Genomic DNA, 15,458 nt, shown 5'->3' on the forward strand with positions numbered 1-15,458 from the left:
ATACTATTATTAGCGCAGCATTCGCTGTCCCAAGTTAGTATCTAAAACAATCACCACTTAAAAGATTATAGGCTTTTGATTGCCGAACTTAGCTAATATTGCTATATTTGCGCATTGAATGAGGACAAACCGTGGATAAACTGTTCACAACCTATTCAATTAATGAAATTCAGTGCAATTTACACATGAACTTTATCGGTAGCAAATCATTGATTCGCAAATTATAAGTTTTTAAAACACGTCATTATTATGTGTTTATAATTAAACCGTAAGTTTAGTCTAAAAAAATGTAAAAACTGCCTGATTTCACCGCCAAATTCGAACAATATTTTAGCTTGTTATCAAACAACCGATTCGATTAGGCATTACTGGAAAAGACTGATATTTATGGGGTTGGTTGCAATGCAACGGATTCCTTGTTTTTGTAAACATTAGAAAATAAGCCATAAATTAGGCCGCGACACGCAGAGAATGCGTTTAACAGTCGTACTGCGCGCCTATATAGCCTGTAACAAGCCGTGAGGCTGCTAACTATTCGCAGGCCCGTAATGCAAATAATTGTTGTTTGATGACCTTTATAGAAGAATCACGTCATCATGAAACGTATGTTAATTAATGCAACTCAATCTGAAGAGTTGCGTGTCGCCCTAGTAGATGGGCAACAATTGTATGATCTGGACATTGAAAGCCCAGGCCATGAACAAAAAAAATCAAATATTTACAAAGGTAAAATCACCCGCGTAGAACCCTCTTTAGAAGCAGCATTTGTTGACTATGGCGCTGATCGTCATGGTTTTCTTCCGTTAAAAGAAATTGCCCGCGAATACTTCCCTAAAGGTTACTCTTTTCAAGGTCGTCCTAACATCAAAGAAGTGGTGCAGGAAGGTCAAGAAGTTATCGTTCAAATCGATAAAGAAGAGCGTGGCAATAAAGGTGCAGCCTTAACAACCTTTATCAGTCTTGCGGGTTCTTATTTAGTATTAATGCCAAACAACCCGCGCGCGGGTGGCATCTCTCGTCGCATTGAAGGTGATGAGCGTACTGAATTAAAAGAAGCGATGTCTGAACTTGAAGTGCCACATGGCATGGGCTTAATTGTTCGTACTGCTGGTGTAGGTAAAGAGTCAACAGAATTGAAGTGGGACTTAAAAGTCTTACAACATCACTGGGATGCCATTCAAGAAGCGTCTAAAACTAAAGGTGCTCCTTTCTTAATTCATCAAGAAAGTAATGTTATTGTTCGCGCAATTCGTGACTATTTACGTCGTGATGTCGGTGAAATTCTCATCGATCACCCACGTATTTATGAAGAAGCTAAATTACATATTGGCTTAGTTCGTCCTGATTTTCTTGAACGCGTCAAAATGTACGATTCTGAAGTGCCATTATTTACCCATTTCCAAATCGAATCTCAAATAGAATCTGCTTTCCAGCGTGAAGTTCGTTTACCCTCTGGTGGTTCAATTGTTATTGACCCAACAGAAGCATTAACCTCTATCGATATTAACTCTGCCCGTGCCACTAAAGGCGGTGATATCGAAGAAACGGCATTAAATACTAACCTTGAAGCCGCAGATGAAATTGCCCGTCAATTACGTTTACGTGATTTAGGTGGATTAGTGGTTATCGACTTTATTGACATGACACCTGTTCGTCATCAACGTGAAGTTGAAAATCGCATGCGTGATGCAGTGCATCATGACCGTGCTCGTGTGCAATTAGGTCGTATTTCACGTTTTGGTCTGATGGAAATGTCGCGTCAGCGCTTACGTCCTTCTTTAGAAGAGTCTGCTGCACATTTATGTCCTCGCTGTCATGGCCAAGGTACTATCCGTAGTACAGAATCTTTAGCATTATCGATTTTACGCTTAATGGAAGAAGAAGCCATTAAAGAGCATACCACTCAAATCGAAGCCATTGTTCCAGTTGATGTTGCAGCGTTTTTACTTAACGAAAAACGTAAAGCCATTCGCATTACCGAAGAACGTCATGGTGTAGAAGTGTATGTTATTCCTGATGCGCACATGCAAACACCTGAATATCGAGTGATCCGCCGTAAAAATGATGATGAAATCACCGAGTCAAGCTTTAAGCGCGTTGAAGCACCTAAATCAGAATTGTACGAGCCACGTAAATTAGAGCGTACCTTAGCACCAGAGCCAGCTTTAAAAGGTTTTGCTGCACCGCAAAAAACCGTTGAAGAGCCTAAAGCTGCTCCAGTTAAGCCTGTAGTTGCTGCTACACCTGGTTTATTCAGCCGCATTACATCTGCAATTAGTGCTTTCTTTAGCAGTGATGAAACTGAAACAAAAGAAAAGCCTGTAGTTAAGCCTGCAGTAACACAAGATAAAACTAACCCTCGTCGCAGCCGTCGTAATGATAGTGGTGATAATCGTAATGAAAGTCGCAATGACAGCCGTAACGATACTCGTCGTAAACGTAACGATAAAGATTCAACTACAACTGATAGCAAAAATACTCGTGGCCGTAATAAGCCTACTCGTGACAAAGATGACACTAAAACTGTCAGCAAACCAGAACCTGTTGCGAAGCCAGTAGTCAGTGACGATAAACCGACTAAAACTGTTGCGGCTGAAAAAACACCTAAACAGGAAGCCGCTCGTGAACGTCGTCAGCGCCGTAATATGCGTAGAAAAGTACGCATTGAGAATGAGCAAACTAATGACGAAACAGTTTTAGCCACTAATTTAGGTACTACGCCTAATGAAACCATGCCAGCGGATTCAACCAAAGATGTGCGAAGTGATGTTAACAATGTTGAGACTGCTGAATTAGTTGCTACTGTTAATACTGAAGATAAAGCTAATTCTGAAGTTAACCACTCAGATAAAGACAGTAAGCCTGTGCGTAAGCGTCAGCCTCGTAAAGAAAAGCCTGCTGATAACCAATCAGCGACAGTTGAACAAGCTACAACCTCAGCAACTGAAGAAACAGCTGAGTTTAAAGTAGACACTAGTGTTGCAGCAACAGCAGAAACTTCAGTACCGGCTATAACTGCAACTGCAGCAGTTGCTGTAACTATGCCAGCAGATGAAACGGTTAACGTGACTGAAACTGATGAGTCTGATGATGATAAACGTGAAGGTCAGCGTCGCAGCCGCCGCAGTCCTCGTCATCTTCGTGCAGCAGGTCAACGCCGCCGCCGTGATGATGACGAAGGTGCTTCTTCTGATACCGCGCCAGTGTTCACACCTGTTGATGAACTTGATAGACAGTTAACTGAAGAACTAGCACAAACTCAGGCTGCTACCGCAGCCGACGTTAATCAACCTACCAAGGCTGAACCAGTGTTAGAGAGTAAAGCTGCTAACACATCAGTTGCTGAGGTGAAAGTAGAAGCATCAGCTGAATCAACAAGGGTTGAAGCAGTACAAACTGCTCCTATCGTTGAAAGTAAAGTTGAAGTTGAGACTAAAGCCGAAACCGAAAATAAAGTGGTTGAAGTTACTACTGAAAAAACGGTATCAGTTACATCTGAGACGCTACCAGTTGTTGAAGCTGCGGTAAAAGCTGAAGTAACTAAAGAAGCTGAAGTTATTACACCCGTAAAAGACGTGCAGTCAACATCAACGGAAGCAAAGCCAACCAAAGCCGCAGTTAACGCGCCTATGGCAAAGCCGGCCACAATAGTGCGTAAAGTGGTTGAGAAAGCTGTAGAGCCGAAATCTGAGCAAACCAAAGCAGAAGTTGTTGTGCCATCAAAACCTGCCAGCAATAGTCGTTTTGGTTCAATGGTAAGTTCAACTACAACTAAGCCTACGGTTGAAGTTCGTGAGCAGCAAGCTATACCTCAAGGTAAAAGCTACGCTGAAACAGACAAGCCAGCTGCAGCAAAATCAAATTTTGCTAATAGCGCAACTGCTGAGATGACTAAACCACAGTCATAACAAAGTCGTTTAATGAGTTAAAGCCATGCTAAAGCATGGCTTTTTTTTTAATTAATTTTGATATAAGCGTCATTCCTCGCTGTTTAAGTTACATCAACTTCATTAATTGTTCTTCATGTCAGATTATTGGTTTAGAAGTGGTACGATTTTTGTTAAGATTGCGAGCTTAATCATCATTAAAATAAACTTAATAGAGGCTAAATGTTCGATATTATTCGTCATAAAACTGCCAGCAGTAAGGCAGATATTCTATCAGGCTTAACCGTTGCACTTGCGCTGATCCCTGAAGCTGTAGCGTTTGCATTTGTTGCACATGTTGAGCCAATGGTCGGGTTATATGCGGCATTCATCATGGGCTTAATAACAGCTGTTATCGGTGGCCGTCCAGGAATGATCTCTGGTGCAACGGGAGCTATGGCTGTTGTAATGGTGTCATTAGTCGTAGAACACGGGGTACAGTATTTATTTGCAGCTGTGGTACTTGCGGGTATTATCCAAATTTCAGCGGGTGTCTTTAAACTTGGCAAATTCATCCGAATTGTGCCTTATCCTGTCATGATAGGGTTTGTAAATGGCTTGGCTATTGTTATCTTCTTAGCGCAACTTGGACAATTTAAAGTCAAAGATGCTGCCGGTAATATGGTGTGGTTGGCACAAGAACCTATGATGATCATGGTTGGCTTAATTTTATTAACCATGGCCATTATCCATTTCTTACCAAAAATAACCACAGCAATACCGTCTTCATTAGTCGCCATCTTAACCGTCACTGCAATTGTTGTTGGTTTAGAGATGGATACTCGTAATGTTTTAGACTTCTTGAAAACCATGAGTGGTAACGATGCTGCCACTATTGCAGGTTCCTTACCTAGTTTCTCAATTCCTAGCGTACCTTTCAATTTTGAAACCTTTTATATCATTTTACCTTATGCCTGTATTTTAGCGGCAGTGGGTTTAATTGAATCACTGTTGACACTAACCGTCATTGATGAAATGACTAATACCCGTGGTAAAGGTAATAAAGAGTGCGTAGGTCAAGGTGTTGGTAATATTACCAGTGGCTTCTTCGGTGCTATGGGTGGCTGTGCCATGATTGGTCAATCAATGATCAACATTAACTCAGGTGGACGTGGGCGCTTATCTGGCATTACAGCAGCACTTGCTCTGTTGGCATTTATTCTATTTGGCTCTGCATTCATCGAAATTATCCCATTGGCAGCGCTAGTTGGGGTAATGTTTATTGTGGTACTGGGTACGTTTGAATGGGCAAGCTTTAAGGTAATGCGTAAAGTACCTAAACATGATGCTTTCGTTATTGTACTCGTAACAACGGTAACCGTATTTACTGACTTAGCTTTTGCGGTATTTGTCGGTGTTATTGTCTCGGCGTTAGTGTTTGCTTGGGAACATGCCAAACATATCAATGTTGAGATCAGTGAAGATGCCAATGGCTGCAAAGTTTACCGCTTAAATGGCCCACTGTTTTTTGGCTCTGTCGCTCATTTTCTTGAACTGTTTGATGCAGAAAATGATACTCAAGATGTGATTGTCGATTTTCAAAACTCACGGGTTGCTGACCACTCTGCACTAGAAGCGATTGATACCTTAGCAGAACGTTATGTTAATGCCGGTAAGCGTCTGCATTTAAGACATTTAAGCCAAGACTGTATCGCTTTACTGCATAAAGCTGGCGACTTAGTTGAAGTTAATTTAATTGAAGATCCACATTATAAAGTAGCTGATGACAAATTAGATTAATCGATTCTGGTTAAGGCTCTTTTTGGGGTAGCCATAAAGAGGCCAATAACAAGGGCGACAGTTATTGATACTGTCGCCCTTTTTGTCCACATAAATTCAAAAGTCGTTATTAAACTTAAATTGTTGACTTCAATTTGTCCGCAAACAGTGTCTTAAACTTATCAAATTTAGGCTTTACTACCAGTTGACAATAAGGTTGTTCACCATGTTTAGCAAAATAATCATTGTGATAGTTTTCTGCAGGATAAAATACATCAAAAGCGACCACTTCAGTCACAATAGGATCAGGCCAGATTTGCGCTTGCTGTAACGCATCAATCATTTTATTGGCGCTGTCTACTTGAGCTGCTGTGTGCGCAAAAATAACAGAGCGATATTGCGGACCTTTATCATTACCCTGTTGATTCAATGTTGTCGGATTATGGCTTTTAAACAATATCTCTAATAGCTCTTCAAAACTGATAATAGTGGGGTTAAAGCTGATATGCACCACTTCTGCATGACCTGTTCTACCGGAGCAAACGGCATCATAATTTGCCTGTTTCTCCTCTCCACCAGCATAACCAGATTGCACGCTATCAACCCCCTTAAGCGCCATAAATATCGCTTCGATACACCAAAAACAACCCGCACCAAAAGTAGCTTGCTCTAACACAGGCACTGAAGCATTGCTCGACTCATCATCTAAAGTTGAGGTTGATTTAAACACCATGGAAACAGAGTTAACACAATGACGAGTATTTTTATCGGTTAATCGCTCCCCTTCAAAAACATGACCTAAGTGCCCGCCACATTGATGACAGGTTATCTCTACTCTTTGCCCATCAGCATCGATTGTGCGATCAACGGCACCTGCAATTTCATCGTCAAAAGCTGGCCAACCACAGTGGGCATTAAACTTATGTTCACTTTTGTATAATGGCGCTAAACATTTTTTACAACAATATAGACCTGCAGCATCGTGATTAACATATTCACCTGAAAAAGGCCTTTCAGTGCCTTTTTGCTCAATGACAAACTTTTCAAATTCAGTTAATACTTGCATTCATTATCTCCACTTTAATCATTGGTCCAACCAACTCAATCATTCTACGTTAGTTAACCGCTAATCGTTCAACATAAAAGACCGTGAACAACCGCAAAAAATTGCAGCATTCTATGACAAGCGTTACCATTACCACGGGTCAAAAACAAATAAGAAACTAATATGAAACTAGAAACGATTGATTATCGTGCACCTGACAGTGCCGAGCGCTTTGTAAAGTCATTGCATGAAACTGGATTTGGGGTGTTATCAAACCATCCTATCAAACAATCTTTAGTCGAAACAATTTATCAAGAGTGGTACGCATTTTTCAATAGCGAAGAGAAACAAGCGTATTTATTTAAACCTGAAACCCAAGATGGCTTTTTTCCTGCTTCAGTATCTGAGACTGCAAAAGGAAATAGCGTAAAAGATATCAAAGAATATTTTCACGTCTATCCTTGGGGCCGTATACCCGATTCATTGCGAGATAATATTTTAGAATATTACCAACAAGCTAATCATTTTGCAGCCGAGTTACTTGGATGGATAGAACAATATTCACCAGCAGATGTTGCTGAAAAATATTCTATACAGCTATCTGAAATGATCAGCAATAGCCAAAAAACACTATTACGTATTCTACATTACCCGCCAATGCAAGGTGATGAAGAATTAGGTGCCATTCGCGCTGCAGCACATGAGGATATCAACCTTATTACCGTTTTACCGGCTGCGAATGAACCCGGATTACAAGTCAAGAATAAACAAGGCGAATGGGTGGATGTACCCAGCGACTTTGGCAATATCATTATCAATATTGGCGATATGCTACAAGAGGCCTCGGGGGGATATTTTCCATCCACATCACACAGAGTAATAAACCCACAAGGAGCTGACAAAACTAAGTCACGTATTTCACTGCCTTTGTTTCTTCATCCTAATCCAGAAGTTGTGCTGTCTGAGCGACACACCGCTGACAGTTATTTAATGGAAAGGTTACGTGAATTAGGCGTAATTTAAACCATTAAGCTTCCACAAAGCGCCTTAAGGCGCTTTTTTTATGCTTTTCATTTGGGTTCAAGGTACAATATTGGCATTGTTACTCAGTAGTAAAAGGCAACATCATGGCAATTCAGTGGTATCCAGGACACATGCACAAAGCACGCAAAGAGATTGAAGAGGCTATGCCTCAAGTCGACTTGGTGATTGAAGTGCTAGATGCCCGCATTCCTTATAGTAGTGAAAACCCCATGGTGACTCAGTTACGTGGTGGAAAGCCCTGTATTAAACTGCTGAACAAATCAGATTTAGCCGACCCCAAAGTGACCGAACAATGGATTGAATACCTAGAACGCGAGCAAGGCGTAAAGGCATCAGCCATTACAACGCTGCAACCCGCTATGGTTAGAATGATCCCTGACTTATGCCGAAAGTTGGTTCCTCATCGCGATATTATTGAAAAAGACATTCGTACCATGATTATGGGCATTCCTAACGTGGGTAAGTCTACTATTATTAATACGTTAGCTGGACGGGTTATTGCAAAAACAGGTAATGAACCCGCTGTGACTAAAAAGCAGCAACGCATTAACTTACGCAACGGTATTGTATTATCTGATACGCCAGGGATTTTATGGCCGAAAGTGGATAATGAATCAAGCAGTTATCGATTAGCGGTAACCGGTGCAATTAAAGATACCGCGATGGAATACGAAGATGTGGCAATGTTTGCAGCAGAGTATTTATTAAAAGCCTACCCAGAACTTATTTGCGAGCGATATAAGATTGATCATCTGCCAAACTCTGACTTTGAATTATTGGAAGAGATTGGCCGTAAGCGCGGCGCATTGCGCCCCGGCGGACGTATCGACTTACACAAGGCATCAGAACTGTTATTACATGAATTCCGCTCAGGAAAAATTGGTCAACTTAGTCTAGAAACACCCGCGATGGTCGAAATAGAAAAAGTTGAAGTTGAACGTCTTATTGCTCAAAAAGAAGCTGACCGATTGAAAAAACTCGAACTCAGTAAACTTAAACAATCTGGTAAACGTCATCAGGGCTAAATATTATTTATCATCCTGTTAAAATTAGTTAAATCAAAAAGCATGAATTTCATGCTTTTTTTATTAGCTAATAAAAACCAATGACCGACTGTGTTGTTTATTTTTTTGCAATAAACTTAGCCAAAGCGCTCAAGCTATTTTCAAGTAAATCTATCACCAGCTCAAATCCATTGTCACCGCCATAATAGGGATCAGGTACATCTTTGATATTTTTAAGGTCTTTGACACCTGTGTCACCAAACGCAAGTATCATTGATAATTTATGTTGATATTGCTTCGGACAGCGTGTCACAAGATCTTTCATATTAGCGGCATCAGCAGCAAGAATAAGGTCAAAATCAGCAAAGTCTTGCTCAGTGACCTGCCGTGCGCGAATACCACTAAAATCTATCCCACGAGCCTTACCGGCTTTCACACTGCGAGGATCAGGTGAGTTACCTTGGTGATAGGCTATCGTACCTGCTGAATCTATTTTTATATCTAGTTGACATTGCTTAGCTTTCTGTCTAAAAACAGCCTCTGCGGTTGGCGAGCGACATATATTACCCATGCAGACAAATAACACTGACTTTACTTCTGTGATCACCATTAGGTTACCTTTCCAATACTGATACTAATTAAAGCCACAGAAACTTACGGTTCTTTAGGTTCATCATCTCTTACCCGCCAAAAGCTTGCAAACCTTGGCACCCCATTTTTAGTAAAACCAATATGATGATAACTTATCAATGTGCCTATTGAGGGTGGGGTTTGACGTTGAAGGTCGCTAAAACCAGTACCAATATCAAACACAATTCCATTTGGCATTTTCACCGTTAATGCGCCCATCACGCCGGTATACTTCCCCTTGCCTTCAGTATGCCCAATGACCATAGCGTCAGCATCACTTTTAAGTTTTAATTTTAATATGTTATCTGTACGACCTGTAGCGTAAGTGGCTTGTTTTCGATGTAACATTAAGCCTTCAGCCCCTTGAGCAACAACATGCTTTAATCGTTGATATAACTCAAGCTCTGAAGATATTGTCACCTGTTCTATTGCTTGTAAATATTCAGATTTAGCGGCAATGACTTGTAATTGCTGATATCGATGCTCAAATGTTAATTCTGACAAAGGCAAATCAAATAACATCAACTTTACTTTATGCCAGGCAGCATCATCTGCTTCAGCCTGCCTCACCAGACCTGATATAGCTTCAAATTGTCCACGACCAATCCATAACTCGCCCTCCAATACGGTATTAGGAAAATCCTTAATAAACCAAGCGGGAGGGTTAATTAACCTGCCACTTTTAGTCAGTAGCTGTTTCCCATCCCAATACCCTCTGACACCATCTAATTTTTCACTAACAAGATAATCCTCAATGTGGATAGCCCCCGTTAATGACTTCGCTAATTGTATTTTCGGTTTAGGTATTACCTCCTCTGCTTGAGCATAACTAGAAAGAAAATGCATGATTAACACACCAATCATAACCAGATAATAACCGAGTAAATTGTAGTTTGTGGAAGTGTGTTTTAGATTTACTTGCTGGTTATTGATAGCGGTTATACAAATCAAAAATTTATTCATGAGCAGTCCTTTGCCTGACCAAACTGGTTACAACAGTTAACCAACATTGAATACTTGATTAACAAATATAAAGAAGAATGGCATAATCAGTAAAGAATTTAGTGTAGTACATAAAACGTAGGCTTGAATGAAACCTAAAAATAATCATGGATTTAAACGCGTCATTAGAGCAACAGGCTTTTCAATACAGGGATTTAAAGCAGCATTTAGGGATGAGGCAGCATTTAGGCAAGAACTCGCATTAGCAGCAATCATGCTCCCCATAGCCTTACTTGTTGATGTCAGCACATTAGAGCGCTTAATGCTAATACTAGGTGTTTTTATGGTGCTAATTGTAGAGTTACTTAACTCAGCCATTGAAGCGGTTGTTGATCGTTTTGGTGGTGAAATGCATCCATTAAGCGGTCAAGCCAAAGATATCGCTTCAGCAGCTGTTTTTCTCAGTTTGCTATTTTGTGGTATATGCTGGGCCGTTATTATTGGCCCATTAATTTGGTAATCATTCCAGTCTTAAAAAAGGCAGGAAGCACAAGTTACATTGAATTTAACTTGCTTATTTCTGCCTTGGTTAAGTTGGCGCTACAGGCCCTTTAGCTTGTAACAGGTTTAGCGCCTTTTCAATTTGCTCTCTTCGTTCATTTCCCTTCCAAAAAGCACCATATACGCTGCGCTCAATTGTAGCGGCTTGCTCAACTAAAAATACTTGCTTTGATGCTAAATACGGCTCAATAAATGAGTGAGGTAAAAATGCACTACCGCCATTGTTAAGTAAAAAGTCGAGCGCCATTCTTGCCGAGCTTGTATGTAAAGTCGGAACGGGTAACATTGTAAAAGTCTGTGCATGGGCAATATTAAACGCTGTTCCCCAATCCACTTTAATATAATTTATTGTGTCTATATTACTCAATGACATCCCCGCTTGGTGGCACACTAAACACAAACTTACATCCATTAACTTAACTATGTCTACCTCTTCTAATTTTGGGGTATCAAAGCTAATCGCGATATCGATACTTCGCTCAATCAGCTGTCGAGTCATAGCCTGGGGAGTAATTACTTCCGTGCGAAGTGATACTCCGGGTAATCCCTGATGTAAAGACTGGAAAAAGTGTTGTAAATAAGTATCCCAGATATTATGCCCTGTGCCCAAGGTTAGTTGTAACAAGTGATCCTGGTGCAAGCTTACATCTTGCTTTGCCCTTTCCCACGCAGTTAACACCGCTTCAGCATGACCCAGCATTCTTTCTCCTGCTGGGGTTGGGTGAATATTATTGCGAACACGGTCGAATAACTCCACCCCTAGCAGCGTTTCTAACTGCTTAACTCTAAAACTGACTGCACTTCGAGTTAAAAATAAATTTTCAGCCGCTTTACCGAAATGTCGTGTCTTAGAAACCTCAAGAAAGGTCTTTAATAAATCCGTGTCCATAAAAATTCTTCACCGAAATGGATAAAATATTTTGATTTAAAAAAATTTCAAGCTGGCCAATACTCCAATTGAAATCTTTATTCACTTAATCTTATAGGTAAATGCCATGTCACAGCAATCATATACACATGTAGCTGCCAGTATTGACACTTTAGCCAATGGCACAGCTAGCTTTGTAAGCAACAAACGTTTTTACGATGATGTTAATTTCCCAAAGGGATTTAAACGTTGTGGAGACTTTACCAACAAGGAAGCTGAATTACTTGAGCAACATGGTCAAGCACTGAAAAATTTATCTGAAGGTACACAACTGCCTTGTTCACCAGATGAAGACCAATTTGTTAAAGCGACCCAAGGATTAATGCCACCGACGACGCCAATCGAATTGCTCTGGTCTAAATACACTAGATTAGCCAAAGGTAAGCCATTTTATGCCGTTGTTGGCACTATTCATAACCCAGGCCAATCTGCAAAAGTTGAAATTGAAATTGACTTCGATGAGATAACCGATGATGAAGAAGAAGCATCAGGTGCCGAAGACTAAATAGCGCCTAAAGGCTGAATATTTAAACCTAGTAAAAATAAAGGAGCTTTAAGCTCCTTTATTTTTTGCTAAGGCTGTCAATTTTTAAATAATCAGTTTTTTTAAATACCTACAAATCATCCTAATTTTGATATTTAACTCTCGACTTGCAGTCGATAAAAACAGCATAAAACAGGCCATAGTTTACATTTTTCATCCTCTACACAAGAAAACTTTGATTTAACGCAACTTTAATGAAACAAAGTTTTTACATTTGCTTACATGATGCTAATATCATGAGTGTGTTCTAGTGACAGCATTTCTGCCACATACACTTAGTCATGCTACTCGTGAATCTTTAGTTACTACATTTTCTTCTGTCGACGCGTATTTAGAAGAAACATCTAACGAGTAATCAATGCATATTGCCACCAATGAGCAATAACTACAAAAAGAATAAATGCGGAGTTTTTATTTATGTTCAAAACTTTGATGTCGTGTGCGGTGCTCTTTATAGCAACCCCAGTATTTGCCGATGATAATAACGTCATCACTCCAGAACAAGTTAATGTTTTGCCAGATTCATTCACTATAAATATTGGTGGATTATATGCAAATTCTGACTCGTACATGGTAGTAACTAACCCTCGTACAGGGGGCACATTTCCATTAGATTTTGAGAATGACTTAAACCTTAAAGAAAAACAGTTTTTACCTTTTATTGAATTGGCTTACTCATTCAATCAAAGACATAATATTTATTTAGACTATAAATCTTTACACCGCACGGCCCAATCTCCTGAAATTGCAAAAGACTTTCAGTTCACATTGCCCGACTCAGATATTACCTATGATGTTGAAGCTGGTATCAGCTTAAAATCAACTTTAGACATTGATATTTTACGCTTAGGTTATGGTTATGATATTTGGCAGGGTGAGAACTATACAATAGGTGCTTCTGTCGGTTTACACACCATGTTTATTAAAACGGCTTTTGAAGGTGAAATAGGAATATGTGTTCCCAACACTCAGCTTGAGCAATATTGCGGTGAAACAATAACCACCCCTAGAGTTGTAGATAAAAGCTTAACAGCACCATTACCAAACTTTGGTGTTTATGGTGACTATGAATTCTCGCCTGGTTGGGTATTTAAAGCTTATGCACAGTACTTCTCACTAAAATACAACGATATAGCAGGTTCATTGGTAGATGTTCGAGCGGTAGTAGAAGCTGAATTAAATGAAGATTGGTCATTAATTGCAGGCTTTAATTATTATGAAATTGATGTAGATTATAAGCAAACATTAACCGCCTTAGACCAAGACTTTTATATTGCCGACTACAAAATTAACTACAGCTTTACTGGACCAATGATTTCAGTACAGTACACCTTTTAAATCAAGAATTAAAAAATCAAAAGCATCATTAGATGCTTTTTTTTGCGTTACACATCGCTATATTACTGCTATATTTTTATTATCATTATATAGATAATTAGAGGGTTAAGATGTCGACCACGCTTTTACAGCTTGCAGCAGCTAACTTAAAAAAAGCCGTGCCTTTAATGCTTAAGTATCAAATTCCCACAACGCCAATCAATTATGCGTTATGGTATGCCTATGTTGGCGAAAAAAATCCACAGTTGAATGCCGAACTTGATAATGCAATTAAGCAAAATCAAACCTGCTCCCCTGTTACCAGTGAATTACTATTTCGTAAGCACGTAGCAGATCCCGTAGAGCTTGATGTACGTGATATGCGTAAAAACCTCGATGCCATGGTATGTGACTTATCGCAATCTTTAAAAGACACCAATTCAGATACTGAATCATTTCAAGCACAGATTAATAAAGACTTTACGCGTTTAGCCGATCTTGAAAACCAAGGTTTTTCATTAGAGCAAGTTATCGGTGTTGTGCGTAATATAGTCAAAGAATCTGAAAACATTCGCTCCAGTACGGTTAGTTTTACCCAGCAATTACAAAAAGCCCAATCGGAAATTGACACACTTAAAACACGTTTGGCTGAGTCAGAGAAAGATGTACTGTATGATGCGTTAACTAATGTACTCAATCGTCGTGCTTTTAATGAAGATATCAATGCCCAAATTGAGTTGGCACCAGAAGGCTGTTGTCTTATTTTAATTGATATTGATCACTTCAAAAAATTTAACGACTCTTTTGGTCACCAACTAGGTGATCTTGTTTTGAAAACAGTGGCAAAGCGTGTACAAGAAGCTTGTCGTGACGGCATTAAGCTGTATCGATTTGGCGGTGAAGAGTTTGCTATTATCGTGCCTAAAAGCCAGCTAAGAGTCGCTCGTCATCTTGCCGAGGCCATTCGCCGTGCGATAGAAAAACTCAGTGTAAAAGATAGACGCAGTGAGAAAGTAATTGATTCTATCACCGCATCTTTCGGTGTATCAGAATGGAAACCCAAGCAAGATGTCGGTCAACTAATAGAAGCGACTGACAAATTGCTTTATGAAGCCAAGCGACTAGGTCGCAACCGTGTTATGCCAATATCTAACTAATAGTTAGCTAAATTAAATCAAGCTTGACGGACTTATTGATACAGCCTTTGCCTCTACAATGTAACGAAGGTCTGCATCACCGCCCAATTTATCAAATGGGTAGCAGGTTATTAAGGTTAACCGGCTGTCATCTGTCATGGCCATTTCATCAACTTGGGTATCGTGTACCACTCGTAAATCGGTCACCTGATAACGAGTGTACTGCCCCTGGGCATCTTGCAACTCGATAGTATCTCCCAATACTAAATGCTTTAGCTTCAGAAAATGGCTATCTCGATGCCCTGCAATAATGGTATTCCCCTTCTCACCTACATTAGCCCCACCTAAATATAAACCAGGGCCAAATGCCAATGTTCTGCCTGATATTCCCGCCAAAACATAGATATCTTGTTTATCTAGTTTGTGCTGCCGGTCAATGAAACGTATTTTTGCTACCGGATGAGTATCAGCCCAAGACCAAGGTTTATGCGGCTTGTTATCAATCAAGGTTTGTACGAATGCACGCTCAATCAAATACTGAGCAAAATGAGCTTTAGCTTGCATGTAGCCTCCCTTTATAATCATTGCTGACGCTATAATTAGCAGAGTAAAAAAAATTATCCATCGCAAATTAATTGTTCTTGTTAATCTAACTAACATAA

Annotated in this window: 13 protein-coding genes; 8 read left to right on the top strand and 5 right to left on the bottom strand. The window is 39.9% G+C overall.

Going from position 1 to position 15,458, the window contains the following annotated elements:
• The first annotated feature begins 596 nt into the window (after positions 1-596).
• Positions 597-3,908: a ribonuclease E gene (gene rne / locus FJ709_RS11420; RefSeq protein WP_226410188.1), complete on the top strand. Its 3,312-nt coding sequence runs from the start codon at positions 597-599 to the stop codon at positions 3,906-3,908.
• Positions 3,909-4,109: 201 nt separating this feature from the next.
• Positions 4,110-5,666, top strand: a complete 1,557-nt coding sequence (locus FJ709_RS11425) for a SulP family inorganic anion transporter (protein ID WP_226410189.1) — start codon at positions 4,110-4,112, stop codon at positions 5,664-5,666.
• A gap of 115 nt (positions 5,667-5,781) precedes the next feature.
• Here FJ709_RS11425 and FJ709_RS11430 read toward each other — a convergent pair whose 3' ends face one another.
• Positions 5,782-6,711, bottom strand: a complete 930-nt coding sequence (locus tag FJ709_RS11430; RefSeq protein ID WP_226410190.1) for a bifunctional methionine sulfoxide reductase B/A protein — start codon at positions 6,709-6,711, stop codon at positions 5,782-5,784.
• A 162-nt stretch (positions 6,712-6,873) separates the two neighbouring features.
• Here FJ709_RS11430 and FJ709_RS11435 point away from each other — a divergent pair, with 162 nt between their 5' ends.
• On the top strand, positions 6,874-7,713 hold the full coding sequence (locus FJ709_RS11435; RefSeq protein WP_226410191.1) for an isopenicillin N synthase family dioxygenase: 840 nt from the start codon (positions 6,874-6,876) through the stop codon (positions 7,711-7,713).
• Positions 7,714-7,817: 104 nt separating this feature from the next.
• Entirely contained in the window at positions 7,818-8,759 is a 942-nt protein-coding gene (ylqF, locus tag FJ709_RS11440) for a ribosome biogenesis GTPase YlqF (protein WP_226410192.1), read from the top strand.
• 97 nt (positions 8,760-8,856) lie between these two features.
• Here the strand turns inward: ylqF and FJ709_RS11445 are convergent, their stop codons facing one another.
• Positions 8,857-9,348 carry a low molecular weight protein-tyrosine-phosphatase gene (locus FJ709_RS11445; RefSeq protein ID WP_226410193.1) on the bottom strand — a complete coding sequence of 164 codons (492 nt, stop codon included), beginning with the start codon at positions 9,346-9,348 and terminating at the stop codon, positions 8,857-8,859.
• 44 nt (positions 9,349-9,392) lie between these two features.
• A complete protein-coding gene (locus tag FJ709_RS11450) occupies positions 9,393-10,331 on the bottom strand; it encodes a DNA ligase (RefSeq protein WP_226410194.1) in 939 nt (312 codons plus the stop codon).
• A 127-nt stretch (positions 10,332-10,458) separates the two neighbouring features.
• On the opposite strand from FJ709_RS11450, the gene FJ709_RS11455 reads away from it, so the two are divergent.
• A complete protein-coding gene (locus tag FJ709_RS11455) occupies positions 10,459-10,830 on the top strand; it encodes a diacylglycerol kinase (RefSeq protein ID WP_226410195.1) in 372 nt (123 codons plus the stop codon).
• Between the two features lie 69 nt (positions 10,831-10,899).
• Here FJ709_RS11455 and FJ709_RS11460 read toward each other — a convergent pair whose 3' ends face one another.
• Positions 10,900-11,760 carry a LysR family transcriptional regulator gene (locus tag FJ709_RS11460; protein WP_226410196.1) on the bottom strand — a complete coding sequence of 287 codons (861 nt, stop codon included), beginning with the start codon at positions 11,758-11,760 and terminating at the stop codon, positions 10,900-10,902.
• 106 nt (positions 11,761-11,866) lie between these two features.
• On the opposite strand from FJ709_RS11460, the gene FJ709_RS11465 reads away from it, so the two are divergent.
• The 3 genes from FJ709_RS11465 to FJ709_RS11475 all read left to right on the top strand — a co-directional run bounded on the left by FJ709_RS11465 (position 11,867) and on the right by FJ709_RS11475 (position 14,817).
• Positions 11,867-12,304, top strand: a complete 438-nt coding sequence (locus FJ709_RS11465) for a DUF413 domain-containing protein (RefSeq protein WP_226410197.1) — start codon at positions 11,867-11,869, stop codon at positions 12,302-12,304.
• 456 nt (positions 12,305-12,760) lie between these two features.
• The gene (locus FJ709_RS11470; protein ID WP_226410198.1) at positions 12,761-13,681 is read left to right on the top strand and encodes a hypothetical protein; all 921 of its coding nucleotides are present in this window, start codon (positions 12,761-12,763) and stop codon (positions 13,679-13,681) included.
• A 110-nt stretch (positions 13,682-13,791) separates the two neighbouring features.
• Positions 13,792-14,817, top strand: a complete 1,026-nt coding sequence (locus FJ709_RS11475) for a GGDEF domain-containing protein (RefSeq protein ID WP_226410199.1) — start codon at positions 13,792-13,794, stop codon at positions 14,815-14,817.
• Positions 14,818-14,829: 12 nt separating this feature from the next.
• Here the strand turns inward: FJ709_RS11475 and FJ709_RS11480 are convergent, their stop codons facing one another.
• Complete coding sequence (locus FJ709_RS11480) at positions 14,830-15,456, bottom strand: class GN sortase (protein ID WP_226410200.1); 627 nt, start codon at positions 15,454-15,456, stop codon at positions 14,830-14,832.
• Positions 15,457-15,458: the final 2 nt, after the last annotated feature.

It is taken from the genome of Shewanella glacialimarina, from assembly GCF_020511155.1.
Taxonomy (GTDB): domain Bacteria; phylum Pseudomonadota; class Gammaproteobacteria; order Enterobacterales; family Shewanellaceae; genus Shewanella; species Shewanella glacialimarina.

Bases quoted from the DNA above. Each gene is read 5' to 3' on its own strand.
- FJ709_RS11480 (WP_226410200.1), bottom strand. From the start codon at position 15,456: ATGTTAGTTAGATTAACAAGAACAATTAATTTGCGATGGATAATTTTT.
- FJ709_RS11455 (WP_226410195.1), top strand. From the start codon at position 10,459: ATGAAACCTAAAAATAATCATGGATTTAAACGCGTCATTAGAGCAACA.
- FJ709_RS11475 (WP_226410199.1), top strand. From the start codon at position 13,792: ATGTCGACCACGCTTTTACAGCTTGCAGCAGCTAACTTAAAAAAAGCC.
- FJ709_RS11425 (WP_226410189.1), top strand. From the start codon at position 4,110: ATGTTCGATATTATTCGTCATAAAACTGCCAGCAGTAAGGCAGATATT.
- FJ709_RS11445 (WP_226410193.1), bottom strand. From the start codon at position 9,348: ATGGTGATCACAGAAGTAAAGTCAGTGTTATTTGTCTGCATGGGTAAT.
- rne (WP_226410188.1), top strand. From the start codon at position 597: ATGAAACGTATGTTAATTAATGCAACTCAATCTGAAGAGTTGCGTGTC.
- FJ709_RS11430 (WP_226410190.1), bottom strand. From the start codon at position 6,711: ATGCAAGTATTAACTGAATTTGAAAAGTTTGTCATTGAGCAAAAAGGC.
- ylqF (WP_226410192.1), top strand. From the start codon at position 7,818: ATGGCAATTCAGTGGTATCCAGGACACATGCACAAAGCACGCAAAGAG.
- FJ709_RS11470 (WP_226410198.1), top strand. From the start codon at position 12,761: ATGTTCAAAACTTTGATGTCGTGTGCGGTGCTCTTTATAGCAACCCCA.
- FJ709_RS11460 (WP_226410196.1), bottom strand. From the start codon at position 11,760: ATGGACACGGATTTATTAAAGACCTTTCTTGAGGTTTCTAAGACACGA.
- FJ709_RS11465 (WP_226410197.1), top strand. From the start codon at position 11,867: ATGTCACAGCAATCATATACACATGTAGCTGCCAGTATTGACACTTTA.
- FJ709_RS11450 (WP_226410194.1), bottom strand. From the start codon at position 10,331: ATGAATAAATTTTTGATTTGTATAACCGCTATCAATAACCAGCAAGTA.
- FJ709_RS11435 (WP_226410191.1), top strand. From the start codon at position 6,874: ATGAAACTAGAAACGATTGATTATCGTGCACCTGACAGTGCCGAGCGC.